The 26,702-nt window shown below is 72.1% G+C and carries 26 protein-coding genes and 1 pseudogene; 19 read left to right on the plus strand and 8 right to left on the minus strand.

Annotation, left to right across the window (positions count from 1 at the left end):
• The 3 genes and pseudogenes from IE200_RS21275 to IE200_RS20105 form a co-directional block, all read left to right on the plus strand.
• Window positions 1-120, plus strand: a pseudogene (locus IE200_RS21275) (IS30 family transposase); the annotation flags it as partial.
• A gap of 74 nt (window positions 121-194) precedes the next feature.
• The gene (locus tag IE200_RS20100; RefSeq protein ID WP_191281274.1) at window positions 195-1,532 is read left to right on the plus strand and encodes an HNH endonuclease; all 1,338 of its coding nucleotides are present in this window, start codon (window positions 195-197) and stop codon (window positions 1,530-1,532) included.
• A 319-nt stretch (window positions 1,533-1,851) separates the two neighbouring features.
• Complete coding sequence (locus IE200_RS20105; RefSeq protein WP_191281275.1) at window positions 1,852-2,775, plus strand: phosphotransferase; 924 nt, start codon at window positions 1,852-1,854, stop codon at window positions 2,773-2,775.
• Window positions 2,776-2,794: 19 nt separating this feature from the next.
• Here IE200_RS20105 and ypfJ read toward each other — a convergent pair whose 3' ends face one another.
• The gene (gene ypfJ / locus IE200_RS20110; protein ID WP_191281276.1) at window positions 2,795-3,712 is read right to left on the minus strand and encodes a KPN_02809 family neutral zinc metallopeptidase; all 918 of its coding nucleotides are present in this window, start codon (window positions 3,710-3,712) and stop codon (window positions 2,795-2,797) included.
• A 110-nt stretch (window positions 3,713-3,822) separates the two neighbouring features.
• Between ypfJ and IE200_RS20115 the strand changes: the two genes are divergently transcribed.
• The 3 genes from IE200_RS20115 to IE200_RS20125 all read left to right on the plus strand — a co-directional run bounded on the left by IE200_RS20115 (window position 3,823) and on the right by IE200_RS20125 (window position 8,183).
• Entirely contained in the window at window positions 3,823-5,421 is a 1,599-nt protein-coding gene (locus IE200_RS20115; protein WP_191281277.1) for an ABC-F family ATP-binding cassette domain-containing protein, read from the plus strand.
• 28 nt (window positions 5,422-5,449) lie between these two features.
• Complete coding sequence (locus tag IE200_RS20120) at window positions 5,450-6,232, plus strand: enoyl-CoA hydratase/isomerase family protein (RefSeq protein ID WP_191281278.1); 783 nt, start codon at window positions 5,450-5,452, stop codon at window positions 6,230-6,232.
• A gap of 76 nt (window positions 6,233-6,308) precedes the next feature.
• The gene (locus IE200_RS20125; RefSeq protein WP_191281298.1) at window positions 6,309-8,183 is read left to right on the plus strand and encodes an ABC transporter ATP-binding protein; all 1,875 of its coding nucleotides are present in this window, start codon (window positions 6,309-6,311) and stop codon (window positions 8,181-8,183) included.
• 9 nt (window positions 8,184-8,192) lie between these two features.
• On the opposite strand, the gene IE200_RS20130 is transcribed toward IE200_RS20125, so the two are convergent.
• On the minus strand, window positions 8,193-9,095 hold the full coding sequence (locus IE200_RS20130; protein WP_191281279.1) for an SURF1 family cytochrome oxidase biogenesis protein: 903 nt from the start codon (window positions 9,093-9,095) through the stop codon (window positions 8,193-8,195).
• A 69-nt stretch (window positions 9,096-9,164) separates the two neighbouring features.
• Between IE200_RS20130 and moaA the strand changes: the two genes are divergently transcribed.
• Window positions 9,165-10,154: a GTP 3',8-cyclase MoaA gene (gene moaA, locus IE200_RS20135; RefSeq protein WP_191281280.1), complete on the plus strand. Its 990-nt coding sequence runs from the start codon at window positions 9,165-9,167 to the stop codon at window positions 10,152-10,154.
• 11 nt (window positions 10,155-10,165) lie between these two features.
• Here the strand turns inward: moaA and IE200_RS20140 are convergent, their stop codons facing one another.
• Window positions 10,166-10,369 carry an acetone carboxylase gene (locus tag IE200_RS20140; RefSeq protein ID WP_191281281.1) on the minus strand — a complete coding sequence of 68 codons (204 nt, stop codon included), beginning with the start codon at window positions 10,367-10,369 and terminating at the stop codon, window positions 10,166-10,168.
• A 174-nt stretch (window positions 10,370-10,543) separates the two neighbouring features.
• Window positions 10,544-10,834, minus strand: a complete 291-nt coding sequence (locus tag IE200_RS20145; protein WP_191281282.1) for a DUF3099 domain-containing protein — start codon at window positions 10,832-10,834, stop codon at window positions 10,544-10,546.
• Window positions 10,835-10,896: 62 nt separating this feature from the next.
• Here IE200_RS20145 and IE200_RS20150 point away from each other — a divergent pair, with 62 nt between their 5' ends.
• Genes IE200_RS20150 through IE200_RS20170 form a run of 5 tightly spaced genes read left to right on the plus strand, consistent with a single transcriptional unit; the run spans window position 10,897 to window position 15,417 of the window.
• Entirely contained in the window at window positions 10,897-11,109 is a 213-nt protein-coding gene (locus IE200_RS20150) for a dodecin (RefSeq protein WP_191281283.1), read from the plus strand.
• A 38-nt stretch (window positions 11,110-11,147) separates the two neighbouring features.
• A complete protein-coding gene (fabG, locus tag IE200_RS20155; RefSeq protein WP_191281284.1) occupies window positions 11,148-11,897 on the plus strand; it encodes a 3-oxoacyl-ACP reductase FabG in 750 nt (249 codons plus the stop codon).
• Window positions 11,898-11,925: 28 nt separating this feature from the next.
• Window positions 11,926-12,696 carry an enoyl-ACP reductase FabI gene (gene fabI / locus IE200_RS20160; protein WP_191281285.1) on the plus strand — a complete coding sequence of 257 codons (771 nt, stop codon included), beginning with the start codon at window positions 11,926-11,928 and terminating at the stop codon, window positions 12,694-12,696.
• Window positions 12,697-12,727: 31 nt separating this feature from the next.
• Complete coding sequence (locus IE200_RS20165; RefSeq protein ID WP_191281286.1) at window positions 12,728-14,434, plus strand: Mur ligase family protein; 1,707 nt, start codon at window positions 12,728-12,730, stop codon at window positions 14,432-14,434.
• Window positions 14,434-15,417 carry a serine hydrolase domain-containing protein gene (locus tag IE200_RS20170; protein ID WP_191281287.1) on the plus strand — a complete coding sequence of 328 codons (984 nt, stop codon included), beginning with the start codon at window positions 14,434-14,436 and terminating at the stop codon, window positions 15,415-15,417. The genes IE200_RS20165 and IE200_RS20170 overlap by 1 nt, the downstream gene beginning before the upstream one ends.
• Here IE200_RS20170 and cphA read toward each other — a convergent pair.
• Together cphA and IE200_RS20180 are read right to left on the minus strand one after the other, a co-directional pair.
• On the minus strand, window positions 15,393-18,164 hold the full coding sequence (cphA, locus tag IE200_RS20175) for a cyanophycin synthetase (protein ID WP_191281288.1): 2,772 nt from the start codon (window positions 18,162-18,164) through the stop codon (window positions 15,393-15,395). The genes IE200_RS20170 and cphA overlap by 25 nt on opposite strands.
• On the minus strand, window positions 18,161-19,141 hold the full coding sequence (locus IE200_RS20180) for a cyanophycinase (protein ID WP_191281289.1): 981 nt from the start codon (window positions 19,139-19,141) through the stop codon (window positions 18,161-18,163). The genes cphA and IE200_RS20180 overlap by 4 nt, the downstream gene beginning before the upstream one ends.
• Window positions 19,142-19,208: 67 nt before the next feature.
• Between IE200_RS20180 and IE200_RS20185 the strand changes: the two genes are divergently transcribed.
• Both IE200_RS20185 and IE200_RS20190 read left to right on the plus strand, forming a co-directional pair.
• On the plus strand, window positions 19,209-19,727 hold the full coding sequence (locus IE200_RS20185; protein ID WP_229856884.1) for a SixA phosphatase family protein: 519 nt from the start codon (window positions 19,209-19,211) through the stop codon (window positions 19,725-19,727).
• A complete protein-coding gene (locus tag IE200_RS20190) occupies window positions 19,724-20,497 on the plus strand; it encodes a putative protein N(5)-glutamine methyltransferase (RefSeq protein WP_191281291.1) in 774 nt (257 codons plus the stop codon). The genes IE200_RS20185 and IE200_RS20190 overlap by 4 nt, the downstream gene beginning before the upstream one ends.
• Here the strand turns inward: IE200_RS20190 and serB are convergent.
• Complete coding sequence (gene serB, locus IE200_RS20195; RefSeq protein WP_191281292.1) at window positions 20,487-21,704, minus strand: phosphoserine phosphatase SerB; 1,218 nt, start codon at window positions 21,702-21,704, stop codon at window positions 20,487-20,489. The two genes, IE200_RS20190 and serB, sit on opposite strands and share 11 nt — an antisense overlap.
• Window positions 21,705-21,868: 164 nt before the next feature.
• Here serB and IE200_RS20200 point away from each other — a divergent pair, with 164 nt between their 5' ends.
• A complete protein-coding gene (locus tag IE200_RS20200) occupies window positions 21,869-22,306 on the plus strand; it encodes a DUF805 domain-containing protein (protein ID WP_191281293.1) in 438 nt (145 codons plus the stop codon).
• Between the two features lie 6 nt (window positions 22,307-22,312).
• On the opposite strand, the gene IE200_RS20205 is transcribed toward IE200_RS20200, so the two are convergent.
• Window positions 22,313-23,032, minus strand: coding sequence for a hypothetical protein (locus IE200_RS20205; RefSeq protein ID WP_191281294.1), 720 nt, complete (start codon window positions 23,030-23,032; stop codon window positions 22,313-22,315).
• 78 nt (window positions 23,033-23,110) lie between these two features.
• Here IE200_RS20205 and IE200_RS20210 point away from each other — a divergent pair, with 78 nt between their 5' ends.
• The 4 genes from IE200_RS20210 to IE200_RS20225 all read left to right on the plus strand — a co-directional run bounded on the left by IE200_RS20210 (window position 23,111) and on the right by IE200_RS20225 (window position 26,334).
• Window positions 23,111-23,917, plus strand: coding sequence for an ABC transporter ATP-binding protein (locus IE200_RS20210; RefSeq protein ID WP_191281295.1), 807 nt, complete (start codon window positions 23,111-23,113; stop codon window positions 23,915-23,917).
• A 29-nt stretch (window positions 23,918-23,946) separates the two neighbouring features.
• A complete protein-coding gene (locus tag IE200_RS20215; protein WP_191281296.1) occupies window positions 23,947-24,408 on the plus strand; it encodes an NfeD family protein in 462 nt (153 codons plus the stop codon).
• Between the two features lie 100 nt (window positions 24,409-24,508).
• On the plus strand, window positions 24,509-25,576 hold the full coding sequence (locus IE200_RS20220; RefSeq protein ID WP_191281299.1) for an SPFH domain-containing protein: 1,068 nt from the start codon (window positions 24,509-24,511) through the stop codon (window positions 25,574-25,576).
• A 14-nt stretch (window positions 25,577-25,590) separates the two neighbouring features.
• Window positions 25,591-26,334: a sulfite exporter TauE/SafE family protein gene (locus IE200_RS20225; RefSeq protein ID WP_407941038.1), complete on the plus strand. Its 744-nt coding sequence runs from the start codon at window positions 25,591-25,593 to the stop codon at window positions 26,332-26,334.
• Window positions 26,335-26,702 lie beyond the last annotated feature (368 nt).

Consider the following 26,702-nt stretch of genomic DNA (forward strand, 5'->3'; position numbering starts at 1 on the left):
CTCACGATGGCCGAGTGCGATCGGGTTGCCCTGCAGCTGAACACCCGGCCCCGCAAGACCCTCGAATGGCAGACTCCCGGCCAGGCCCTCAACAAGAGGCTCGTTGCAACAGCCGTTTGAGTCCGCGCCGTTGACGCGGGTGCGCCAGTATGAGACAATCGAACAAGTGTTCGACGACTCGACTGGAGGCCGTGATGGCGGAGGCAGTGGGACAGGAGTGGCAGGCCAGTGACCTGCACGCGCTGGCCGACCTGCTGGCCGACCTGACGCCCGGCACGCTGGGGCCGGACCTGCTCGACCAGCTCGAGGCCCTCGAGCGGATCAAGTCCGCGGCTGCGGCCGCCCAGGCGGTCGTGGCAGCCACCTTCGCAGACGTCGCCGACAGCGAGGATGCGCCGGTGGACGGTCGGCGTACGCCGCCGCGGGCGATGTCGATCGGGGCCGAGGTCGCGCTCGCGACGCTGGCCAGCCCCTACGCCGGAGAGCAGCGAGTCCTGCTGTCCCACCGCCTGCGCGACGACCTGCCGCTGACGTTGGCCGCGCTGGGTCGCGGCGAGCTGACCGAGGCCCGCGCTCTCGCGATCGCCCGCGGGGTCGACCACCTCACTCCCGAGCAGCGCGGCCGGGTCGACGAAGACCTGGCGCCACGGCTGGCCGGCCTCGGCGACGTTCGTCTCCGCGACGCCGTGCGGCGCTCGTGCCTCACCCACGCCGCCGATGCCGAGGCCCGCCGTTGTCGGCGTGCGCGCGCCGACCGCCGCGTCACCAGCCGCGCGCTCGATGACGGCACCGGTCGGCTCACAGCCATCCTGCCGCTCGAGGCCCTGGTCTGCGTGCGCGGCGTCCTCGACGCCGAGGCCGCCGCGGCCCGCGCTGCCGGCGACTCGCGCACCGCGGGTCAGGCCCGCGCAGACATCCTTGCCGCGCGGATCACGGGACGGGACCCCGCCTCCGACCCCCCGCCCGTCAAGGTCAACCTGGTCATCGGTGTGGAGTCACTTCTCGGCGATGGCACCGAGCCCGGCCAGATCCTGGGCGCTGGACACCTCCCTGCCGCCCTGTGCACCGACCTCGTCCGCCGCGCCAGCGCTGCGGCGAAGGCCATCATCAGGCGGCTCTTCGTCACCCCTGCGGACCGGGCGTTGATCGCGATGGAGTCGACGACTCGCAGGTTCGACGGGCTGCTCGCCGAGTTCCTCGACCTGCGTGACGGCGGCCTGTGTCGCACCCCGGGCTGCAACGCCGCCATCCGCCACCACGACCACATCACACCCGTCGCCGACGACGGGCCGACGGCCGCATCGAACGGCCAAGGGCTGTGCGAGCGCTGCAACTACGTCAAGGAATCCCCCGGTTGGACCTCCTGGGTCGCCGATCCCGGAGACACCGGCCTCCACGAGGTCCACGGCGTCACCGAGCACCTCCGCCTCGTCAGATCCACGGCGCCACCGGCGCCTGGAGGGGACGGTTGCCTCGTCGACTACTCACCGTTCGAGCTGCGGCTCGCCAGCACCTTCACCCTGATCTCCTAGTTCGTCGTGCCAGAAGGAGTGGGCGAGGCGGGCGAGGTCAGCGCGCTCGTTCACTTGGTCGTCGTGCTCGTAGTCGTACTCCCAAGGCAGGTGGCGGCCGATGCGGGCCGCGACGGTTTGCCAGTCCGGCCTTGGACTCATGGCGGTGATCAGCGCTCAACGCTGACTCGAACGCCGTGGGGGACCACGACTTCATCAGCCAAACCCCGTGAACGGGCAGGACTTCCCCGCCGGGCAGCACGTCCGGATCTGCTGCCCTGAGCGCACCCGTGACGCCAGCGTCATGTCAGGGCGCACCGGCGTGCGCTAGGTTCGCGCCATGGACGCCTCCGCCGCGACGGCCTGGCAGCCGGAGCCGGGATGGCAGCGCCTCCCGGGTGCGGGGCCGGCCACCGTGGGGTTGTGGTCGACACAGGTCGGCGGACGCGACGTCGTCGTCAAGCGGCTCGCCCGGCCCGATCCGTACGATGGGCCGGGGCCGCTGCGGCCGTCCGACGTGAACTACTGGCGACGCGCGGCCGACGTCGCCCTCAGCGGGGTCGTCGCGGGCACCCCCGGGCTCCGCGAGGCACCGGTGGTGCGCGTGGACGAGGACGACGAAGGTGTCACGCTCGTGCACGAGCGGGTCGAGACCCACGACGCGCCCGGGCTGTGGCTCGCGGCGTGCCTCGGCCGCTTCGCGGCAGTCGACCTCGGCTCGTACGGGTGGCTGGCGCGCGACCAGCTCCGCAGCCGGCTCGCGCTCGTCGAGCGGCGCGGGGGGTGGCGCACCCTCGCGCGCACACCGATGGCCGACATCGCCGACCACCTGTGGCGGCAGCGGACGGTCTGGCTCGACCGGTGCGACGCGCTGCCGCAGGTGGCCCAGCACGGCGACCCGTCCGCCGCCAACATCCCCGGTCGCCACGGCGAGGGTGCCGTCGCCATCGACTGGGCCCACCTGGGTCGCGGGCCGGTCGGCGCCGACCTCGGCTACCTCTCGCTCGCGACCCGCGAGGACGTCGACCCGCTGGTCGAGGCCTACGTCAGTGCGTTGCCATCCGGGCTTGCCTCGACCGACGACGTGCTGACGGGCGCGCGGGTGATGGCCGTCTACACCGCGCTCACCCGTCTCGACTGGGCGCTCGCCCGCGTGGCCGACGGCGAGGGTGCGCTGGCCGGGAAGTTCCGCCACCCGAGCGTCGCGCCCTACATCTACGCCATGCAGCGCCAGGTGGGGCACATCGAGGCGCTGCTGCGGTGAGGCAGGTAGCGAGGAGGGTTCAGAGGCTGGACGCCGAGAAGGTGTCGCAGGCCTCGAGGCTGCCCTCCTCGTAGCCGCGGCTGAACCACGCCTGCCGCTGCTCCGACGACCCGTGCGTCCACCCGTCCGGGTTCACGCCCTGGCCCGACCGCTGCTGGATGCGGTCGTCACCCACCGCCTTGGCGGAGTCCAGCGCCTCGGCGATGTCGCCCTCGTCGAGCGTGATCAGCTCGCTGTCCTCGGCGTGCCGGGTCCACATGCCGGCGTAGCAGTCGGCCTGCAGCTCCAGGCGTACGGCGTCGGACTCGGGACCCTGCTGGGTGCGGACCTGACCCATGGTGCCCATCAGGTTCTGGATGTGGTGGCCGTACTCGTGCGCCAAGACGTAGGGCTCCACGAAGTCACCGCCCTGACCGCCGAGCTCGCGCTCGAGGACCTCGGGGAAGAACGAGGTGTCGAGGTAGATCTGCTGGTCGGCCGGGCAGTAGAAGGGGCCCACCTGCGAGGTGGCCTGGCCGCAGCCGGTGTTGACCCCGCCGGCGAAGGTGTTGATGGTCGACGGCGCGAACTGCGTGTCGCCCTGGTCGGGCAGCGTCTCGGCCCAGTACTGCTCGAGGGACAGCGCCACGGCCTTGCGGGCGCAGTCGGGGTCGTCCTGGGCGTCGGCACCGGTGCGGCAGTTGGCGTAGCGCTGGTCGCCGGAGTCGATGCCCTCGGGCTGGCCCTGCGGCTGCGAGTCCCCGCCGGGACTCGGGAGACCGCCGCCCACGCACTGCGTCAGCACCACGAACAGGATGATGATCAGGATGCCGCCGATGCCGCCGCCGGCGCGGGTGCCGCCGGGCAGCGGGATGCGCATCCCGCCACCGCCGCCGCCACCGCGGCCCGCGTCGGAGACCCTGCCCCCGCTGATGTCGGCCTTGGGGTTGAAGCGCATGGGCGTTGCCTTTCCGCACGTGGTGACGCCGAGGTGGAGCCTGTCGGCAGGTTAGCGCGAAGCCTCGCCGATGGGGCTCCGGCTCCCACCCCTTCGTAGGATGTGCCGCGATGATCACCGCCCAGAAGCTCGAGGTCCGAGCCGGCGCGCGGCTCCTCATGGAGGACGTCACCTTCCGCATCGCCGCAGGCGACAAGGTGGGCCTCGTGGGGCGCAACGGCGCCGGCAAGACGACCCTCACCCGCATCCTCGCCGGAGAGGGCCAGCCCGCGTCCGGGCAGGTCCTGCGCAGCGGCGACGTGGGCTACCTGCCCCAGGACCCCCGGGTCGGCGACCCCGAGGTCATCGCCCGCGACCGCATCCTCTCCGCACGCGGCCTCGACGAGGTCGTACGCCGGCTGCGCGCGGCCGAGGTCGACATGGCCAGCGACGACCCGAAGGTCCACGAGCGTGGGATGAAGCGCTGGGCGCGTGCCGACGCCGAGCTGCACGCCGGCGGCGGGTACGCCGCGGAGTCCGAGGCCGCGCAGATGGCCGCGGCGCTCGGCATCGAGGAGCGGCTGCTCGCCCAGCCGATCGGCACGCTGTCCGGTGGCCAGCGCCGCCGCGTCGAGCTCGCCCGCATCCTGTTCTCGGGTGCCGAGATCATGCTCCTCGACGAGCCGACCAACCACCTCGACGCCGACTCCATCGTGTGGCTGCGCGACTTCCTCAAGGCCCACCGCGGCGGGTTCGTCGTGATCAGCCACGACAACGCGCTGCTCGAAGCGACCGTCAACAAGGTCTTTCACCTCGACGCCAACCGTGCCGTCATCGACGTCTACAACATGGGCTGGCACAACTACCTCACCCAGCGCGAGGACGACGAGAAGCGCCGCCGCCGGGAGCGTCAGAACGCCGAGAACAAGGCCAAGGTGCTCACCGACCAGGCCAACAAGATGCGGGCCAAGGCCACCAAGGCGCAGGCCGCGCAGTCCATGCTCAAGCGCGCCGAGAAGATGATGGCCGGCATCGAGACCGAGCGCCAGGCCGACAAGGTCGCCCGGATCGCGTTCCCCGAGCCCGCCCCGTGCGGCAAGACGCCGCTCATGGGAAGCGACCTGTCCAAGTCGTACGGCTCGCTCGAGGTCTTCACCGCCGTCGACCTGGCGATCGACCGCGGCAGCCGGGTCGTCATCCTCGGCCTCAACGGCGCAGGCAAGACGACGATGCTGCGCATCCTGGCCGGCGTCGACCAGCCCGACACCGGTGAGGTGGTGCCCGGCTACGGGCTCAAGATGGGCTACTACGCCCAGGAGCACGAGACCCTCGACGTCAATCGGACGGTGCTGGAGAACATGCACAGCGCGGCACCCGAGCTCACCGACACGCAGGCCCGCTCGGTGCTGGGCTCCTTCCTCTTCTCCGGCGACGACGCACACAAGCCCGCCGGGGTGCTCTCCGGTGGCGAGAAGACCCGGCTCGCCCTCGCGATCCTCGTCGTCTCCAGCGCCAACGTGCTGCTCCTCGACGAGCCCACCAACAACCTCGACCCCGCCTCCCGCGAGGAGGTGCTGCACGCGATCCGCAGCTACACCGGGGCGATCATCCTGGTGACCCACGACGAGGGCGCCGTCCGCGCGCTCGACCCCGACCGCGTGCTGCTGCTGCCCGACGGCGACGAGGACCTGTGGAGCGAGGACTACGCCGACCTGGTGTCGCTCGCCTGAAGTTACTGCCCAGTAGTAGCCTCGGCGCATGACTCCCGAAGAGCTCGCCGCGGTCGGCCTCCGTCTCGACGTGGACGGCGCGGTCGCCACGATCACCCTCGACCGCCCCGAGGTCCGCAACGCGCAGACCCCGGCGATGTGGCTCGCGCTCGCCGCGATCGGCGACAGTCTGCCCGACGAGGTCGGGGTCGTCGTGGTGGCGGGGGAGGGCGACACGTTCTCCGCCGGCCTCGACCGGGCGATGCTCGACCCGGCCAACGCCGGTGAGGGCAGCGTGCTCGGCCTGCTCGCGCTCGACGACGCGGCCGCCTCCGCGCGGATCGAGGAGTTCCAGCGGGGCTTCACCTGGCTGCGCGACCCGCGCTTCGTCTCGATCGCCAAGGTCCGGGGGTACGCCATCGGCGCCGGCTTCCAGCTCGCCCTGTCCTGCGACCTGCGAGTGGTCGCCGACGACGCCAAGTTCTCCATGAAGGAGTCGGCGCTCGGCCTGGTGCCCGACCTCACCGGCACCAAGCCGCTTGTCGAGCACGTCGGCTACGCCCGCGCCCTGGAGATCTGCGCGACCGCCCGCGTCGTCGCGGCCGAGGAGGCCGTACGCATCGGCCTGGTCACGTCGTGCGTCCCGGCCGCCGAGCTCGACGCGGCCGTCGCGGACCTCGCCGCGGCCCTGGTCGCCCCGATGCCCGGTGTCGTCAGCGAGACCAAGACCCTCCTGCAGGGAGCAGCCGACCGCGACCTCGACGAGCAGCGACGTCTCGAGCGGGAGGCGCAGGTACGGCGGTTCCGCGCCGTCGCAGCCGCACTCGCCTGACCGGCCGGGGCCCGAGGAACAATGCCGCTCGGGCACGGGTTGAGCACTCGGGACGAGCAGAGGAGCGAGCATGTCGATGGGACCGGGGGGCGGTGGTCCGCCGTGGCGGCACCTGCGCAGCGACCGGAGCGTCGTCGACACCAAGATCGAGCGCCGCACGCTGCGTCGCGTGCTGGGCTTCGCGCGCCCGCACCGCAGGCTGATCGCGGGCTTCCTGGGCGTGACGGTGGTCGACGCCGCGCTCGTCGTCCTGCCGCCGCTGCTGCTCAAGATGATCATCGACGACGGCGTGCAGAACGGCGACACCTCGCTCGTGGTGTGGCTCGCGATCCTGGTGGCCGTCGTCGCGGTCGTCGACTCCGGCTTCGGGCTGATCACCGGGTGGCTCTCGAGCCGCATCGGTGAGGGACTGATCTACGACCTGCGCACGCAGGTCTTCGCCCACGTCCAGCGGCAGTCGCTCGCGTTCTTCACCCGCACCCAGACCGGGGCGCTCGTGAGCCGGCTCAACAACGACGTCATCGGTGCGCAGCGCGCCTTCACCTCGACGCTGCAGGGCACCGTCTCCAACGTGATCTCCGCCGTCGTGGTGGGCGTGACGATGCTGTTCCTCAGCTGGCCGGTGACGGTGCTGTGCCTGGCGCTCTTCCCGATCCTGCTCATCGCCTCGCGGGTGGTGGGCGCCAAGCTGGCCGACCTGTCGCGCCAGCAGATGGACGGCAACGCCGACCTCGGCAACGCCATGACCGAGCGGTTCAACGTCGGCGGCGCGATGCTGCTCAAGCTCTTCGGGCGGCGCGAGGCGGAGGACGTGGCGTACGCCCGCAAGGCCGCGGTCGTGCGCGACCTCGGCGTGCGGATCTCGCTGCTCACCCGCATCTTCTTCGCCGCGATGACGCTGGTGCCGCAGCTGGCGACCGCGCTGGTCTACGGCATCGGCGGCTGGCTGGCCATCCGCGGCGACCTGTCCGTCGGCACCATCGTCGCGCTCGGCGTGCTGCTCACCCGTCTGCTCGGCCCGCTGCAGGGCCTGTCCAACGTCCGCATCGACGTGATGACCGCGCTGGTGAGCTTCGACCGGGTCTTCGAGGTCCTCGACCTGCCCTCGCTCATCCGGGAGAAGCCCGACGCGGTGGTCCTGCCCGCCTCGGCCTCGCGGCTCGAGTTCGACCACGTCGCCTTCACCTACCCGCGGGCCGACGAGATCTCGCTCGCCTCGCTCGAGACCGTCGCCCGCACCGAGTCGCGTGACACCGGTCGGGTGCTGCACGACGTCACGTTCACCGCCGAGCCGGGCCAGATGGTCGCCCTCGTCGGCCCCTCGGGCGCCGGCAAGACGACGGTCACGCACCTCGTCGCGCGCCTCTACGACGTCGAGTCCGGGGCTGTGCGCGTCGGCGGCCACGACGTCCGGGACGTCACGCTGCAGTCCCTCGAGGACGTCGTCGGCTACGTCACCCAGGACGCGCACATGTTCCACGACACCATCCGGGCCAACCTGCTGTACGCCCGTCCCGACGCCCTCGAGAGCGATGTCTGGGACGCGCTCGAGGCGGCGCAGATCGCCGGGCTCGTGCGCTCGCTGCCCGACGGGCTGGACACGGTCGTGGGCGACCGCGGCTACCGGCTCAGCGGGGGCGAGCGCCAGCGGCTCGCCATCGCCCGGCTCCTGCTCAAGGCACCGTCCGTCGTCGTCCTCGACGAGGCGACCGCACACCTCGACAGCGAGTCCGAGGCGGCCGTCCAGCATGCTCTCGACGCGGCCCTCGAGGGACGCACGTCGCTGGTGATCGCCCACCGGCTCTCCACGGTGCGCAACGCCGACCTGATCCTCGTCCTCGACGAGGGCCGCGTCGTCCAGCAGGGCACCCACGCCGACCTGCTGGCCGCCGGCGGGCTGTACGCCACCCTCCATGCCACCCAGTTCCGCGAGGCCGCGACTCAGGGCTGAGCCGGGCCTTCAGTCCCGTCCCGCGCGCTGCTCCCGCTCGACGGCGGGCCGCTCCGGGTCGTCCTGGTCGGTTCCCGGGTCGAGCCGGTCGCGCAGCGTGCGGCGACGCTTCTGTGCCGGCGGGCCCGGCCGCGCGGTGGCCCCGGTGGGCTTCGAGGCAGGTGCCTGGTTGCTGCCCCACGGGCCCCGGCCGCCGCGCCACTCGTCGTAGATGAGGTAGAGGAACCCGAAGATGGCCAGCGCCCCGAAGAACCACCACTGCAGGCCGTAGAAGAAGTGGGGGCCCTCGTCGAGCTCCGGCAGCTCGACCGGTTGCAGCGGGGTCTCGGGTTCGGGCGACTCCGAGCGGAGGTCCACCCAGCCACCGAGGACCTCGCGGTCCAGCGCCTCGCCGATCCGCTCGCTGTCGACCGCACGCGTGGACCGGTCGGCGACCTCCGTGCTGTCGCCCTCGGCGTCCTGGCGCACCCATCCGGTGATCGTCACCTCGCCCGCGGGCGGTGCGGGCACGTCGGCGGTGGTCGCGCCCCGGTTGTCCGTGGCGTACCAGCCCCGATCCACGAGCAGGCTGGTGCCGTCGGACAGCTCCAGCGGGACCACCACGTCCACGCCCGCCGCGCCTTCGCGCGTGCGGTAGCGCACGATCACGGTGTCCTCGACCGCGTACGTCCCGGTGGCCTCGACGATGCGCCACTCGTCGGCCAGCGCGACGTCCCGACCGGGGGCCAGCACGTCGGCGACCGGGTCGGCCCCGGCCCGCTCGTTGCGCTGGATGATCTCGTTGCGCTCCTGACGGTCGTCGAGCCGGTTGAACTGCCACTCGCCGAGTCGCCAGGCCACCCAGGCCAGCGCGACGACCACGAGCGCGAAGACGATCCAGCGGCGTGAGACCAGGAACCGCAGCTTGTGCACGTTGCGAGGCTATCCGGCGCGTCCTGAGCGCAGATCGGGTGCCTCGGGCACGATCGTTAGACTGTGACAGTGACGACACCGCTGGCTGACCGCTTCGGACGCGTGGCCACGGACCTGCGTGTCTCGCTCACCGACCGCTGCAACCTCCGCTGCAACTACTGCATGCCCGCCGAGGGCCTCGACTGGCTCCCCACGGAGCAGACCCTCACCGACGACGAGGTGGTGCGGCTGATCACGATCGGCGTCGAGCGCCTCGGCATCCGCGAGGTGCGGTTCACCGGCGGCGAGCCGCTGCTGCGCCGCGGCCTGGTGGACATCGTGGGGCGTACGCACGCGCTCGGGGTCGAGACGTCGCTGACGACCAACGCGCTCGGCCTCTCGCGGACCGCGCAGGCCCTGGCCGACGCCGGGCTCGATCGCATCAACGCCAGCATCGACTCCGTGCGCCCCGAGACCTTCGCCACCATCACGCGGCGTGACCGCCTCGCCGACGTCGTCGCCGGGCTCGAGGCCGCGAAGGCCGCGGGGCTCGGTCCGGTCAAGCTCAACGCCGTGCTCCTGCGCGGCACCAACGACGACCAGGCGGCCGAGCTGTTGCGGTGGAGCATCGAGCACGGCTACGAGCTGCGGTTCATCGAGCAGATGCCTCTCGACGCCCAGCACGACTGGAGCCGGGCGGCGATGGTGACGGCCGACGAGATCTTCGACGCGCTGTCCACCGAGTTCACCCTGACCCCCCACGGGGAGCCGCGGGGGAGTGCCCCGGCCGAGCTCTTCGACGTGGACGGCGGGCCCGCCACCGTCGGGATCATCGCCTCGGTCACCCGGCCGTTCTGCGGTGACTGCGACCGCGTGCGGCTCACCGCCGACGGTCAGGTGCGCAACTGCCTGTTCGCCCGCGAGGAGTCCGACCTGCGTACGGCGCTGCGCTCCGGCGCCGGCGACGAGGAGATCGCCGAGCGCTGGGTCATCGCGATGCGCGGCAAGCGGGCCGGGCACGGCATCGACGACGTGACGTTCCTCCAGCCCGACCGCCCGATGTCCGCCATCGGTGGGTGAGCGGAGACGCGTCAGCTCGTAGGGGCGTGGGGGACGACGTCCTTCAGGAACCCGCGCGCGCCGAGGAAGTCCGACAGCGAGGCGCGGTGCTCGTCGCACGCGAGCCACGACTTGCGCCGCTCGGGGGTGTGGATCCTGGGGTTGTTCCACTGCAGGTCCCACACGGCGTCGGCCTGGCAGCCCTTGGCCGAGCAGATGTCGCGGTCGAGCTCCATCGACGTCCTCCTCTCGGCCGGGGCCACAACGAGAAGTGCCGGACAGCCACGGGGGGAAGCTGTCCGGCACTCCGACGCTCACGCAGACGGGGGATGCTGCGCTAGCTCCATGATCATTCCATGGGACTGGGTGAAAACCAAACTTTCGACACGGCCGTGTCGATCGAATTTTCCTCAGTCCTCGTTGCGTCCGGCCGTCAGTTCATGGGCGCCGGGACCGTCGGGCAGCCTGAATCCGTCGTCACGCTGGTTCTCGGCGTTCGCGACGACCACCGCGAGGAAGGGGAGGAACACCGCGGCTGCGACCAGGATCCACCGCAGCACCCCGTCCCCGACGAACACCGCGGCGAGGAAGCACACCGTACGGATGCTCATCGAGATGGCGTAGCGGCGCTGGCGGGACTTCATGTCCGCGGCGGCGCTGCTGCGGGCCGTCGTGATGCGGACAGCGTCGGACTTGGCCATGCCACGAGTCTACGTCGCTAGGCTCAACCACCCACGCCCAGCGCTCAGCAGGAGGAACCCCCATGTCCAACCGCACCTACCGGGTCACCGAGATCGTCGGGACGTCGCCGGACGGGGTCGACCAGGCCATCCGCAACGGCATCCAGCGCGCGGGACAGACGCTGCGCCACATCGACTGGTTCGAGGTCACCCAGATCCGGGGCCAGGCCAAGGACGGCTCGGTCGAGCACTTCCAGGTCGGGATGAAGGTCGGCTTCCGCCTCGAGGACGAGTGAGTTCGGCCTACCCCGCAGTAATCACTAGCGTCGAGGCCGTGAGCGAGACTTCCGGACCCACCGCCCCGACCTCGACCTCCGCCGAGCCCCGTTCGGTCCTCGTGACCGGCGGCAACCGCGGCATCGGCCGCGCGATCGCCGAGGCGTTCATCGCCCAGGGCGACAAGGTGGCCGTCACGACCCGCAACGGGGGTGCGCCCGAGGGCGCGCTCGACGTGCGCTGCGACATCACCGACCCCGTCGCCGTCGAGGCCGCCTTCGCCGAGGTCGAGGCGGCCCACGGCCCGGTGGAGGTGCTGGTCGCCAACGCGGGCATCACCAAGGACACGCTGCTGCTGCGGATGAGCGAGGACGACTGGTCGTCGGTCATCGACACCAACCTGACCGGCACGTTCCGGCTGGTCAAGCGCGCAGCCAAGGGCATGCTGCGCCTGCGGCGCGGTCGCATCATCCTGATCTCGTCCGTCGTCGGGCTGCTCGGCTCGGCCGGCCAGGTCAACTACGCCGCGTCCAAGGCGGGCCTCGTCGGCATGGCCCGCTCGCTGGCGCGCGAGCTGGGCAGTCGCTCGATCACCACCAACGTCGTCTCGCCGGGCTTCGTGGAGACCGACATGACCGACGTGCTGACCGACGAGCAGAAGGCCGCCATCAAGACCCAGGTGCCGCTGGGCCGCTACGCCTCGACGGCCGAGGTCGCCTCGGCCGTCACCTGGCTCGCCTCGGACGGCGCCGCCTACGTCACCGGTGCCGTCATCCCGGTCGACGGCGGCCTCGGCATGGGCCACTGACCACACCCACTCGAAGGGACACACGCACATGGGAATCCTCGACGGCAAGCGCATCCTCGTCGCCGGAGTGACGATGGACAGCTCGATCGGCTTCGCCACCGCGAAGATCGCGCAGGAGCAGGGCGCCACGGTGCTCATCTCCAACTTCGGCCGGGCCCTCGGCATCACCCGGCGGATCGCCAAGCGGCTGCCGCAGGAGCCGCCGGTGCTCGAGCTCGACGTCACCGACGAGGACCACCTCGCCGGGCTCGCCGACCAGGTGCGCGAGCACGTCGACGGGCTCGACGGCGTCGTCCACTCGATCGCCTACGGCAACCCCGAGACGCTGCTGGGCGGCAAGTTCATGGACGGTCCGTGGGAGGACGTGGCGCAGGCCGTGCAGGTCTCGGCGTACTCGCTGAAGTCCCTCGCCGTCGCGACGAAGCCGCTGCTCTCGCGCGGCTCGTCCATCGTCGGCCTGACCTTCGACGCGACGACCGCGTGGCCGGCGTACGACTGGATGGGCGTGGCGAAGGCGGCCCTGGAGAACACCAGCCGGTACGTCGCCCGCGACCTCGGCCCGGAGGGGATCCGCTGCAACCTGGTCTCGGCGGGTCCGCTGAAGACGCTGGCCGCGAAGGCCATCCCGGGCTTCGAGGACCTCGAGTCGGCCTGGAAGGACCGTGCACCGCTCGGGTGGGACGAGTCCGACCACACCCCGACCGCCCAGGCCGTCGTGGCCCTGCTCAGCGACTTCTTCCCAGCCACCACGGGCGAGATCGTGCACGTGGACGGCGGCTTCCACGCGATGGGTCTGTAGCCCACCGCTCGCGGTCCGCTAGTTTCCCCCGGTGACCTCACTCGTCGAGCTGCGCGTCCTCGAAGGCCCGAACCTCTACTTCCCGCGCGCGGCGATCAAGCTGACGCTCGACGTGTCGGCCATCACGGAGGCGGGGGAGGACACGGTGCTGCGCTTCAGCCGTCGGATCGGGCTGCGCAGCACACGCCCGGGCGGGGCGGGCTCGGGCTTCCGCCAGCGGTTCGCGCTGCGGGCCGTGGAACGGCTCGTACGAGCGATCGCCGCCGAGGCGGGCACCCGTCGCCTGGCGGTGCGCGTACGTCCCACCAGCGACCCGGACGTGGTCGTCGTGGCCTTCCCGTGGCGCAGCCGCCAACGGGCGCAGGCGCTGGGCCAGGCCGTGGCCCACGCGCTCGACGCCCTGCCGACGCCCGACGTCGAGGCGGCCGTCAGCGCAGCGGCGCAGGAGGTCGCCGCCGTGACGGGCGGCGACCGGCCGACCACGATCACGCCCACGGTCCCCGTGGTCGCGGTGACGGGGACCAACGGCAAGACCACCACCAGCCGGATGGTCGCGCACATCGCGCGCACCAGCGGCCTCGTCGTCGGCTGGTCCAACACCGACGGCATCTACCGCGACGGCGTGCTGGTCGAGGCCGGCGACTACTCCGGCCCGTCCGGGGCGGCCCGGGCGCTCGGGCTCGACGGCGTGCAGCTCGCGGTCACCGAGACGGCCCGCGGCGGCATCCTGCTCAAGGGGATCGGGATCACCCGCAACGACGTGTCGGTGGTGACCAACGTGACCGCCGACCACCTCGGCCTGCAGGGCATCGACACCGTCGACCAGCTCGCGGAGGTCAAGTCGGTCGTCCCGCGGATCACCCGCAAGGACGGCTGGGCCGTCCTCAACGGCGACGACCCGCGCGTGCTCGCGATGCGCGCGGTGATCTCCGCACAGCCGTGGATCTTCAGCCGCGACCCCGACTCGCCGGGGGTCCGCGAGGTGCTCAGCCACGGCGGCGGTCGCGCCACCACGGTGATCGACGGGTGGATCACCGTCCTCGCCCCCGGCGCGGACCCCGACCCCCTGGTGGAGCTCGTCGACGTGCCGATGACGCTGGCCGGCCTGTCGCGGTTCAACATCGAGAACGCCCTCGCGGCGGCCTCGGCCGCGCTGGCGATCGGACTGTCGCGCGACGACGTCGTCGCAGGACTGCGGTCGTTCCGACCGGACGCCGAGCACAACCCCGGGCGGATGAACTTCTTCTCCCTGCCCGCCGGTGACGGCCAGGGCGTGTCGGTCGTGATGGACCTGGCGCACAACGAGGCCGGGCTCGAGGCGCTCCTCGAGATCATGGCAGGCGTACGCCGTCCCGGGGCGCGGCTGCTGCTCGGCCTCGGTGCCGTCGGTGACCGCACCGACGAGCTGATCGCCGCCCTGGGCGAGATCGGCGCCAAGGGCAGCGACGTGGTCGCGATCGGCCACAAGGAGCGCTACCTCCGTACCCGCACGATGGACGAGGTCGACGCGCTGCTGCGCGGCGGCGCCGCGCGCGTCGGCGTCACCGACATCGACACCTACCCGACCGAGGTCGCCTGCCTCGCCGCCCTCGTCGACCGCGCGCGACCCGGCGACGTCGTGGGCCTCATGTGCCACGCCGAGCGGCAGGAGGCCTACGACTGGATCGCCGCCCACGGCGGCGTGCCGGACTCGCCCGAGGTGCTGGCGGCCAAGGTGCGGGCGGCCCAAGGAGAGTGATGAGGCAGCCGGGCACCGTCGCCGAGGTCGTGCAGCGGGCCTCCCCGCGCCACATCTCGCTCGCGGTCGCCGCCGTGGGCACGTCGCCCGACGTGGTCCACCGCGGCGGTGCCGAGGTGGCTCCCGGACGTGCACTGTGGCAGGTCGGGTCCATCACGAAGGTGTTCACCGCGCTTGTGCTGGCCCGGTCCGTGGTGCGCGGCGAGGTCTCCCTGGACACCCCGGTGCGCCGGATCCTCGGGTGGGCGCCGGCCGACATCACGCTCGGACAGCTCGCGACCCACACCGCCGGTCTCCCGCGCATCCCTCCCGAGCTGTGGACCCGTGCCCTGCGCCGCGACCCTGACCCGTACGCCGACCTCGACGGCGCCGCACTGGCGGCGTCGCTCGAACGGCTGCGCCGCCGTGGGGTGGGCCGGGTGCGCTACTCCAACCTCGGGTTCGGGTTGCTCGGGCTCGCCCTGGCGACCGCCGCGGGGACGACGTACGACGAGCTCGTGCGCGCGGAGGTCGGCGATCCGCTCGGACTGGGCGACACCTCCACCTCAGCGGCCGTCGAGCGGCGCCTGACCGGGCACACCCGGCGGCTCCGTCCGCGCCCCACGCCGTGGCACTTCCAGGACGCGATGGCGGGGTGCGGCGCGTTGTGGTCGAGCATCGAGGACATGCAGGCCTTCGTCGGCGCGGTCCTCGACCCCCCGCCCGGCGAGCTCGGTGAGGCCATGCGGCTCGCGGCGCGGACGCATGTGAGCGCTCGCGGCCACGACCAGGGGCTGGGCTGGATCCGCTTCACACGTGGACCCGCCGCCGGGCACCTCTTCCACAACGGCGGTACCTACGGTTTCCGGTCCTCGCTGCTCGCCGACCCGTCCACCCGGAGCGGAGTCGTGGCGCTGACCAACGTGGACCGATCCGTCGACGGCCTCGTCGTGTCCGCGCTCGGTGCGGACGGCCTCCCTCACCCGTCGGTCGGCGGGGTGTAGTCCGGGTCGGCGGAGGGGGCGTCGGGGTTGGCGCCGGAGCCGGCCTGCGCGACGTCCGACCAGTTCTCCAGCTCGGCCATCACCTCGGCGTGCTTGTCCACGCACACCACGACCAGGTCGCCGCGGTTGGCGCGGCTCATGGCGTGCCGCACCGCCTCGATCTCCTCCAGGACGAGCTCGGCCTGCTTGCAGCGGGCGCCCTCGTCCATGGCGGTCCGGACGCCCTCCAGGACCAGCTCGGCCGTCGCGCCGCGCTCGCGGCCGCGCAGCGCCACGTCCTCGCGCACGATGCACACGTCGAAGTGCTGGGCGGCGATGTGGCCGAGCTCGACCATGTCCTGGTCGCGACGGTCGCCGGCGGTGGCGATGATCCCGATCCGCGAGGGGCGGGCGAGGTCGTGGGACGACTCGAGCGACTCACCGACCCGGTCGACGAAGTCGCCCAGCATCTTCATCCCCGGCGCGTTGTGGCAGTAGTCCACGATCACGTTGACGCCGTTGACCTCGACCTCGTTGAGGCGGCCGGGGGAGAGGTAGTAGTTGGTCGAGAAGGTCCGCAGGCCCTGGCGGATGTCGTGCAGCGGGGCACCTGCCGCGAAGGCGGCCGCGGCCGCGGCCAGGGCGTTCTGCACGTTCATCCGGGCCCGGCCGCTGAAGGTGGCCGGCAGCAGGTGGGTCCACGCCAGCTGCATCTCGCGACGACCGTGCTGGACGACCATCATCTCGCCGCGCTCGCTCGGGTTGAGGACGATGGCCTTGCCGCCGCGACGACAGTGCGCGTCGATCATCTCGCGCACCTCGCTGCCCGGCTCGTCCATCGAGAACCACACGACCTGCCCCGAGCACCGGCGACGCATCTCGCGCACCAGCGGGTCGTCGGCGTTGAGGACGGCGTGGCCGTCGCGCGGCACCGCCTCGACGATCACGGCCTTGACGTCGGCGAGCTGCTCGACGGTGTCGATGCCCCGCAGGCCGAGGTGGTCGGGCTGGACGTTGAGCACGACGGCGACGTCGTTGCGCTCGTAGCCCAGGCCCTCGCGCAGGATGCCGCCACGGGCGACCTCGAAGACCGCGAAGTCGACGCGCGGGTTCTGCAGCACCATCCGTGCCGAGCGCGGCCCGGACGCGTCGGCCCGGATGACGAGGCGCTCGTCGATCACCACGCCGTCGGTCGAGGTCATCCCGACCTTGCGGCCCATGCCCTTGAAGATGTGGCTGATCATCCGGCTGGTGGTGGTCTTGCCGTTGGTGCCGGTCACCGCCACGATCGGGATCCGCGACGTCGCGCCCGGCGGGAACAGCATGTCGACGACCGGCTTGGCGATGAACTGCGGCTCGCCGATGGTCGGATGGGTGTGCATGCGGAAGCCCGGCGCGGCGTTGACCTCGCAGATCGCGCCGCCGGTCTCGCGCACCGGTTGGGTGATGTCGGGGCAGATGAAGTCGATGCCGGCGATGTCGAGCCCGACCATCCGGGCGGCCTCCTCGGCGATCTCGACGTTCTCCGGGTGGGCCTCGAAGGTGCGGTCGATGGAGATGCCGCCGGTGGACATGTTGCCGGTGAGCGCCAGCTTGACCATCTCGCCCTCGGCGGGCACCGACTCGAGGGTGTGGCCCTGGTCGGCGAGCACCTCGACGGCGGCCTCGTCGACCTTGATCCGGGTCAGCACCTTCTCGTGCCCGACGCCGCGGCGCGGGTCGGCGTTGGTGAGGTCGACCAGCTCCTGCACCGTGGACGTGCCGTCGCCGGTGACGGAGGCGGGCACGCGCTCGGCGATCGCGACCATGCGGCCGTCGATGATCAGGCAGCGGTAGTCCTTGCCGGTGACGAAGGACTCCACGATGACGCTGCCGCGACGCGACTGGCCGTGCGCGACCGGGAACGCGGCGCGTACGTCGGCCTCGTCCTGCAGGTCGAGGCACACGCCGCGACCGTGGTTGCCGTCGAGCGGCTTGAGCACCACGGGGTAGCCGATGCGTCGCGCGGCGGCGACGGCACCGTCCTCGGTGCGCACGGACTCCTGCTTGGGCACGGGAAGTCCGGCCGCGCCGAGCAGCTTGGTCGTGAGGTCCTTGTCGGAGGCGATGTCGACGGCGATCGAGGACGTCTCCGAGGTCATCGTGGCGCGGATCCGCTTGGCGTGCACGCCCTGCCCGAGCTGGACCAGGGAGTACTGGTTGAGCCGGATCCACGGGATGTCGCGCGAGACGGCCTCGTCCACGATCGCCTGCGTCGACGGGCCGAAGGCGGTGCGCTCGGCGCGCCGGATGAAGTCGTCGCGCTCGGTCTCCCAGTCGAAGTCGGGGTCGCCCTCGACGAGGTGGTTGACCAGGCGTACGGCGAGGCGGCCGGCTCCGAGGCCGACGTTCTCGTCGATGTAGCCGTAGATGATGTTGTAGTGGCCCGGCTGGCCCTTGACCTGGCGGGTCTTGCCGCGCCGGATGTCGTGTCCGACGAGCTGCTGAAGGGCCAGTGCGACGTGCTCGGCGACGTGGCCGAGCCAGGTGCCCTCGTTGAGCCGCTCCAGGAACCCGCCGCGCCGGCCGCGCGAGCACGAGTGCTCCCGCAGCCCAGGCAGCATGGCGACGAGGTCGTCGGTGAAGCCCGGGAGGGTGTTGGTCGGGAACTGTTCGAGGGAGCCGAGGTCGACCACGAGGTGGATCGACTTGTCGTAGGACCAGACGTTGGCGCCGCGGTAGACGCGGGTCTCGACGATCTCCAGGTCGGGGGTGGGCCGCTCACTCATGCACTGTCTCCCTGGGTCGGGTCGGGGGTCTGGGGGGTCGACGTGCGCCGCAGCTTCAGGCGCCGCCGGATGGCGGCGGGCGTGGCGTCGGCCGCGGCGATGTCGCGGACCAGCTGCCGGAGGTCGCGCGTGGCCTCGGCGAGCTCGTCGGCGTCCTCGGGCTCGACCACCGGCTCCTGCGGCAGGAGCGCGCGCGTGGAGAGGTTGAACACGCTGCCCTCGGGCAGCGTGTGGAACACGACCCCGCTGGCCAGCAGCGGCGACGACCGGGTCGCCTCGTAGGCGTTGGACACCATGCGGGAGCCGTCGAAGATCGTCACCGCGCCCTTGCCGAGGACCCGCATCACGACGTCGCCGTCGACGTCCTCGACCAGGCCGCAGGTGTCCTCGTCGACACCGATGCCGAGCAGCTGCGGGCTCTGCGCCACGATCATCAGGAGCCTGCCGTAGCGGTTGCGCTGGTCGAAGTGCTGGTCGATCACCGCGGTGTCCACCAGCCCCAGTCCGGCGGCGACCTGCGTCATCCGCTGCTTCGGGGTGGAGCCGCCGACCCCGAAGGCCACCATGTGCGACGACTGGATGCTCGCGCCGGCCGACGTCCCGGCGACCACCGCGCCGCGCTCGTGGGCACGCAGGATGGCGTCGCCGACCGGGGTGCCGCACACGATCGACGACAGCTTGAGCTGGTTGCCGCCGGTCATGAACACGCCGGTCGCCTCGTCGAGGGCCTTGACGAGCGCCGGGTCGTGGGCCTGCTCGCGCGACTCCGGCCGTACGGAGTCGACGCGGGCCGCACCGAACTTGGTGAACAGCGTGTCGTAGACGTCGACGACCTCGCGACCGAGCGACGACGCCGTCGGGATCACGGCGATGCGGGCGGCGCGTCCCCCGCTGAGGGACACGAAGTGCTTGAGGATCGTCGGCTTGCGCACCTTGTCCTCGGCGCCCCCGATGATCATGAGTGGTCCCTTGGGCATGACAGGCAGGCTAGCGGCTGCAAGGGTGGGCGGACGCACGAGTGCGCCAGGAGTGGGGAGGGACGCCGTGGACCGGGCACCGAGACGACTGGTGGTGATGCGCCACGCCAAGGCCGAGGCGACGGCCGCCACGGACCACGACCGCGCGCTGGCCGCACGCGGTCGCGCCGACGCCGCGGCAGCCGGGCGCTGGCTGGACGCGCAAGGGATACGCCCCGACGCGGCGCTGGTCTCGGACGCGCGCCGCACCGTCCAGACCTGGGAGGAGCTCGCGCTGGGGGCCGGCTGGGACCTCGAGGCCGACTTCTCCGCGGCCCTCTACGCCGCCGGTGGCGACTCGGCCTTCGACCTGCTGCGCGACACCGAGGCCTCGGTGGGCTGTCTCGTCGTCGTCGGGCACAACCCGACGATGGCCTACCTCGCCGAGCTGATCGACGACGGCGACGGTGACGCCGACGCGACGACCGGACTGGTGACCCGGGGCTTCCCCACCGCCGCGCTCGCCGTCTTCGCGGTCTCCGCTCCGTGGTCCGACCTCGGGCCGGGGGCGGGCCGGCTCGAGGCCTTCCACGTCGGGGACGGGTGACCCGAGCCGCGATCGTCGCGCGGTTGCGTGCGGCGGGGTGCGTGTGGGCCGAGGAGGAGGCCGGGCTGCTGGCGGAAGCGGCCCCGGGTCCCGCAGCCCTGGACGACCTGGTCTCGCGTCGAGCCGCAGGCGAGCCCCTCGAGCTGCTGCTGGGCTGGGTCGGGTTCCTCGGCCGGCGCCTCATGGTGGCTCCCGGCGTCTTCGTCCCGAGGCGACGCACCGAGCTCCTCGCCCGCACGACGCTGACGGAGGTCGCGGCCAGGAACCGGCCGGAGGGCGCAGCGGCGGTCGTCGTCGAGATGTGCTGCGGCGTGGCGCCGGTCGCGGCGTGCCTGCCGTCCGGCGTCGAGGCCCACGCCGCTGATGTCAGCGAGGTCGCCCTGGCCTGCGCCCGGTCCAACGCGCCGCGCGCCGCACTGCACGCCGGCGACCTCTACGAGGCGCTGCCCCACGCCCTCCGCGGCAGGGTCGACGTGCTCGCTGCCAACGCGCCGTACGTGCCGACGGACCGCATCGCCGCGATGCCGCCGGAGGCGCGCGACCACGAGCCGGTCGCCGCCCTGGACGGCGGCGAGGACGGGGTGGAGCTGCACCGCAGGCTGGCGGAGGGTGCGCCCGGGTGGCTCGCGCCCGGGGGAGTGCTCGTCGTCGAGACCGGCCGCCCGCAGGTCGCGTTGACACGTGGTGCGATGGCGCACGCCGGCCTGGCCACCCGCGTCGTCGAGGACCCCGCGATCGCCGGTTGCGTCGTCGTCGGCCTCAGCCGGTGAGCGGCGGCGCCGGCGTCACGATCCCGACGGCCGCGTCGGCATCCTCGATCTGCTCGCGCGAGATGCCCAGGAGGTAGAGGATCGCGTCGAGGTAGGGGACGTTGACGGCCGTGTCGGCGGCGTCGCGCACCATCGGCTTGGCGTTGTAGGCGATGCCGAGGCCCGCCGCGTTGAGCATGTCGAGGTCGTTGGCGCCGTCGCCGATGGCGATCACCGCGTCGAGGGGCACGCCGACCTCCGCGGCGAACTCGCGCAGCGCCGTCGCCTTGCCGGCGCGGTCGACGACCTCGCCGACGATCCGGCCGGTGAGCCGGCCGTCGACCACTTCGAGCTCGTTGGCGCGCGCGAAGTGGATGCCGAGGTCGGCGGCGAGCCGGTCGGTGATCTGGGTGAAGCCGCCCGAGACGATCGCGAAGCGGTAGCCGAGGCGGCGCAGCGTACGCACCATCGTCCGCGCCCCCGGGGCCAGGACGATCGAGTCGTAGACCTCCTCGAGCGCCGACTCGGGCACCCCCTCGAGCAGGGCGACCCGTTCCCGCAGCGAGGCCTCGAAGTCGAGCTCGCCGCGCATCGCGGCCTCGGTCACCCGGGCGACCTCGGCCTCCTGCCCGGCATGGGCGGCGAGCATCTCGATGACCTCGCCCTGGATCAGGGTGGAGTCGACGTCCATGACGATGAGCCGGATGCCGCGACGGTGCAGGGAGTCGCGCTGGACGGCCAGGTCGATGCCCTGCCTGACGGCCTCGACGGCGAGCAGCGGGCGCAGCGTGTCGGCGGGCGCGCCCGACACGTGGAGCTCGATGGCAGTCACGGGGTAGCGCGCCATCCGCTCGATCTTGTCGATGTTGGCCCCCGAGTCCGCGATCCGACCGGCGATGGCGGCCATCGCGGAGGCCTTCAAGGGGTTGCCGATGATCGTGATGTGGGAGCGCTCGCCCTGCCGGCTGCGATTGTCGCCGGCGCCGCGCTCCACCTCCACGGACATGCCGAGCTCGGCGGCGGTGCGCTCGATGACGTCGCGCAGCTTCTTCCAGTCGCGGGGCGCGGTCACGAGGATGCCCAGCACCAGCCGGCGCCGCAGCACGATCTGCTCGATGTCGACGACCTCGACGCCCGCGCCCGAGAGTGCGGCGAAGACCGCTGAGGTGACGCCCGGTCGGTCGGTGCCGGTGAGTGTGACCAGCAGGGTCTTCGGCTCGTCTTCCATGGTGGGAGGAAGGCTAGCCCCGCGCCTGGGCCCGGGTCGCCGGGGTCCGCGGGTCGGGCCGTCGGGACGGCCCGTGCGGGGTGCTGGCCCGCGGGCGCCGGATGCCCTACGGTGCTGACGCCGGCAGCCCGGTCCACGGGGTGCCACCACACAGGGGGTAGGTCATGGACTTCATGACGGCGGTCCGCACGTGCTTGTCCAAGTACGTCGACTTCTCGGGACGCGCGCGTCGCTCCGAGTACTGGTACTTCGCGCTCTTCGGCTTCCTCGTGGGGATCGCCACGAGCGTGGTCGACGCGTTGCTCGGCACGTCGTACGACACCGGCAGCGGCGGCCTCGTCAACACTGCGGGCAGCCTGGCGCTGTTCCTGCCGAGCCTCGCCGCCGGCGTACGACGTCTCCACGACACGGGCCGCAGCGGCTGGTGGATCCTGATCGGCATCATCCCGATCATCGGCTGGATCCTGATCATCGTGTGGTTCTGCACCGACTCCAAGGCCGACAACCAGTACGGGCCCAACCCCAAGACCGGTCCCGCGGGCTACGAGGGCGGCTACCCGCCGCCCCCGCCGGCCTACGGCAGCGGCCAGTACGGCGGCTGACCCGGCTCAGTCCGGAGGCCACACCTCGGGCGAGCACGCCGCGACGATCGCGCGGCGTGCCGCCCGACCCAGCGGCTGCAGGAGGTCGCGGCGCCGCTCCGCCTCGTACGCCGAGAGCGCTCCGCCGTCGTCGACCAGGGCCAGGTCGACGATCGACCACGCCTGGAGGCCGCGGGCCGCGAGGTCGACGCAGCGCGGCGGCGTGCCCAGAGGCGCGTCGAGCGCCGGCCGGTGGTGCAGGTTCATCAGTGCGTCCGCGGCCTCCGGCCGCCAGCGCGCGACGTCGAGGTCGGCGAGGTCGCCGGCGGCGCCGAGCAGCTCCTCGCGAAGCCCGCGATCCGCCTCGCCGACGTCGGGGAGCTGGCGGCGCGCCGCTTCGTACGCCTGCCACTGCACCGTCTCGCCCCGGTCCTCGGGCACCAGCCCCACGTCGCCCACGAGGACGGCCTGACCGGCCTCGAGCGCGGCTGCGTTGAAGTCGCGGGGCCCGCCCAGGCCCAGCGGGTCGCCGTCGACCGGCAGCGCCAGCCCCGCGTACGTCGCGCCGGTGCCCCGGGCACGCACCAACAGGTCCAGGGCGGATCCCCCGGCGAGCAGGTGGGCGTCGGCGGACAGCTCGTCGAGCACGTGGTCGGTCTGCTCGTGGCCGCGCAGCCATGCCGTCAGCCACCAGGCGAGCGTCGCCGAGTGGGGGAGTGCGGCAGCGGCGGGGGCGGAGGGCGACATCGCCGCGAGGCTACTCCGCCGTCTGCGACCGTCGTGTCCGCACCGGTCGCCGGGCGGCGGCTGGATAGGGTGAGGATCATGGTCGCCGTCGTCGAGTTCGCAGGGGTCACGGTGCGCCGTGGACAGACGCTGCTGCTCGACGACGTCAGCTGGCTGGTCGAGGAGGACGAGCGCTGGGTGGTGCTCGGACCCAACGGTGCGGGCAAGACGACGCTCCTGCAGGTCGCCGCTGCGCACCTGCACCCGACCTCCGGCGTGGCCGGCATCCTCGACGAGGTGCTCGGCACCACCGACGTCTTCGAGCTGCGTCCGCGCATCGGGTTGACCAGCGCCGCGCTCGCCGACCGCATCCCCAGGAGCGAGCTCGTCCAGGACGTGGTCGTCTCGGCGTCCTACGGCGTCGTGGGCCGCTGGCGCGAGGAGTACGCCACCCTCGACCACGACCGGGCGGCCGCGCTGCTGGCCGAGGTGGGCGCCGGCCACCTGCTCGAGCGGACCTTCGGCACCCTGAGCGAGGGCGAGCGCAAGCGGGTGCAGGTCGCCCGTGCGCTGATGTCCGATCCCGAGCTGCTCCTGCTCGACGAGCCGGCCGCGGGACTCGACCTCGGGGGACGCGAGGACCTCGTGGCCACCCTGTCCCACCTCGCGCTCGACCCCGACTCTCCCGCCACGGTGCTGGTCTCCCACCACGTCGAGGAGATCCCCCCGGGCTTCACCCACGCGCTGCTGCTGCGTGGGGGACGGGTGGTCGACTCGGGCCCGGTCGAGGACGTCGTCACCGCCGAGTCGCTGTCGGAGACGTTCGGCATGCCCCTGCTGCTCAGCCGCGCCGACGACCGCTTCGCCGCACGTCGTCGCCCGGCCCAGCGGGTCGCTCACTCCTGACGTCAACAGCGACTGGATAGGGTCGGGACATGGACTGGATCCGCGACCACCTCTGGGAGACCTGGCTCGCGCTCTCGATCGGCCTCGGCGTCGCCGAGATGTTCAGCCTCGACCTCATCCTCGCGATGCTCGCGGCGGGGGCCGTGGTCGGCATGGTGGCCGCTCTGATCGGCCTGCCGGTCGTGGTGCAGATCCTCGCCGCGCTCGCCGCGGCAACGGCGATGCTGGCCTTCGTGCGACCGGCCTTCGTCAAGCGCCTCCACGGCGGTCCCGAGCTCTCGCTCGGCCACGGCAAGCTGGTCGGCACCCGCGGGCTCGTGACGGAGGAGATCACCGGGCTCGCCCCGGGGCGGATCAAGGCGGGCGGCGAGATCTGGACCGCGCTGCCGTACGACGAGAACCTGCGCATCGCGCCCGGCGAGACCGTCGAGATCCTCCAGATCAAGGGCGCCACGGCCTACGTACACCCCGTCGCGACGCTCGAGTCCTGACCCACGCACCGCACTCAACGCACACCACAAGATCGGGGGGAGACCAGTGCCGTCAGCATTGTTCATCCTGTTCCTGCTCGTCGTCCTGTTCGTCGTCGTCATGCTCGCCAAGACGGTTCGGATCGTGCCCCAGGCGCGCGCCGGCATCGTCGAGCGGTTCGGCAAGTACAAGGGGACGCTGCCGGCGGGACTCAACATCGTCGTTCCGTTCATCGACCGGGTCCGCTACCTCATCGACCTGCGTGAGCAGGTCGTGAGCTTTCCGCCCCAGCCGGTGATCACCGAGGACAACCTCGTGGTGTCGATCGACACGGTCATCTACTTCCAGGTCACCGACCCGGTCGCGGCGACCTACGAGATCGCCAACTACATCCAGGCCGTCGAGCAGCTCACCATGACCACCCTGCGCAACATCGTCGGTGGCATGGACCTCGAGCAGACGCTCACCTCGCGCGAGGAGATCAACAACGGCCTGCGCGGTGTCCTCGACGAGGCCACCGGCAAGTGGGGCATCCGGGTCAACCGCGTGGAGATCAAGGGCATCGACCCGCCGCCGTCGATCAAGGACGCGATGGAGAAGCAGATGCGCGCCGACCGCGACAAGCGTGCCCTCATCCTCAGCGCCGAGGGCCAGCGCCAGTCGGCGATCCTCACCGCCGAGGGCAACAAGCAGTCGCAGATCCTCAACGCCGAGGGTGATCGTGAGTCGCAGATCCTGCGCGCCCAGGCCGACCGTGAGGCCGCCATCCTCCGGGCGCAGGGTGAGGGTCAGGCCATCCAGACGGTCTTCCAGGCGATCCACGACGGTCAGCCCGACCAGTCGCTGCTGGCCTACCAGTACCTCCAGATGATGCCGAAGATCGCCGAGGGCAGCGCCAACAAGGTGTGGGTCATCCCGTCGGAGATCACCAAGGCGATGGAGGGCCTCGGCTCCTCCATCCACGAGATCGCCGGCATCCCGAAGGACGCGACGCCGCGCAAGCGCGTCGACATGGGGCCCTCGGAGCCGCAGCTGCCGCGCTCGTCCGAGGACGCCGAGACCTCGGCCACCAACGAGGCCGTGCAGCAGGCGATCGCGGCGGCCGAGGTCGCGGCCCGGCCCGGGAAGTCCCGGCCCGACACCCCGACGTCCGGTCCCGCCGACCCGGGGGCACCCGCCGGCCAGTGAGTCCTGTCGAAGCCGTGCTGATCGCCCTCGCGGGGGTGGCGGCCGGCACCATCAACACCGTGGTGGGGTCGGGTTCGTTGATCACGTTCCCGACCCTCCTCGCGTTCGGCGTCCCTCCCGTGACCGCCAACATCAGCAACAACGTGGGGCTCGTGCTCGGGAACCTGTCCGGGGTCGTGGGCTACCGGCGCGAGCTGGTCGGCCAGCGGAACCGGATCCTGCGGCTCGGGTCGGCCTCCCTGCTCGGCGGTGTCACGGGTGCGTTCCTGCTGCTCTGGCTGCCGTCCTCGGCGTTCGACACCATCGTCCCGGCGCTCATCGCGCTCGGTGTCGTGCTCGTCCTGGTCGGTCCGCGGATCCAGCGCTCCGTCGCGGCCCGGGCCGCGTCGCGTGGCGGCGTCCCCGACCACGGCGTGTGGTGGGTGTGGCCTGCGGTCGCCCTCGCCGGTGTCTACGGCGGCTACTTCGGCGCGGCCCAAGGGGTGCTGCTGATGGCGATCCTCGGCATCGGGGTCATCGATGGGATCCAGCGCCACACCGCCACGAAGAACGTCCTCGCGCTGGTGGTCAACGCCGTCGCCGCGCTCGTCTTCATCGCCGTCGCGGACGTCGACTGGACCGTCGCGGGGTTGATCGCGCTCGGCTCGGTGGTCGGCGGGCAGGCCGGGGCCGGGGTGGGACGACGACTGCCGCCCGTCCTGCTCCGCGCCGTCATCGCCACGGTCGGGGTCGTGGCACTCGTGGCGCTGCTCGCCTGAGGCGTCTGCGGCGCGCTGGTCGAGGAGGGACGAAGTCGCGTCACGAGACCCCCCGACCTGGTTTCGTGACGGTCGCTGCGCGACCTCCTCAACCAGCGGGCCTTGTGGTGGTCGAGGAGTGACGAAGTCCCGTCACGAGACCACTGACAGACCCACTGTCGGTGTCATGTCTCAAGACATCGGTGACGAATCTGCATCAGAACATCCGTGACAGTTCATGTCTCAAGACATCGGTGACGCCTCAGCGGTCTTGGGTGGGGGGCCGTGACGCTGGCGCTGGCCGTTGCCGACGTAGGTGATCCCGGGTGCCGGGCGGGTGTGCTCGATGAGGATTTCGCCGTCCAGGTCGGTGATGGTGAGGGCATCGC

Origin of the sequence: Nocardioides flavus (ex Wang et al. 2016) (assembly GCF_014653115.1) — a bacterium.
Lineage (GTDB): Bacteria > Actinomycetota > Actinomycetes > Propionibacteriales > Nocardioidaceae > Nocardioides > Nocardioides flavus.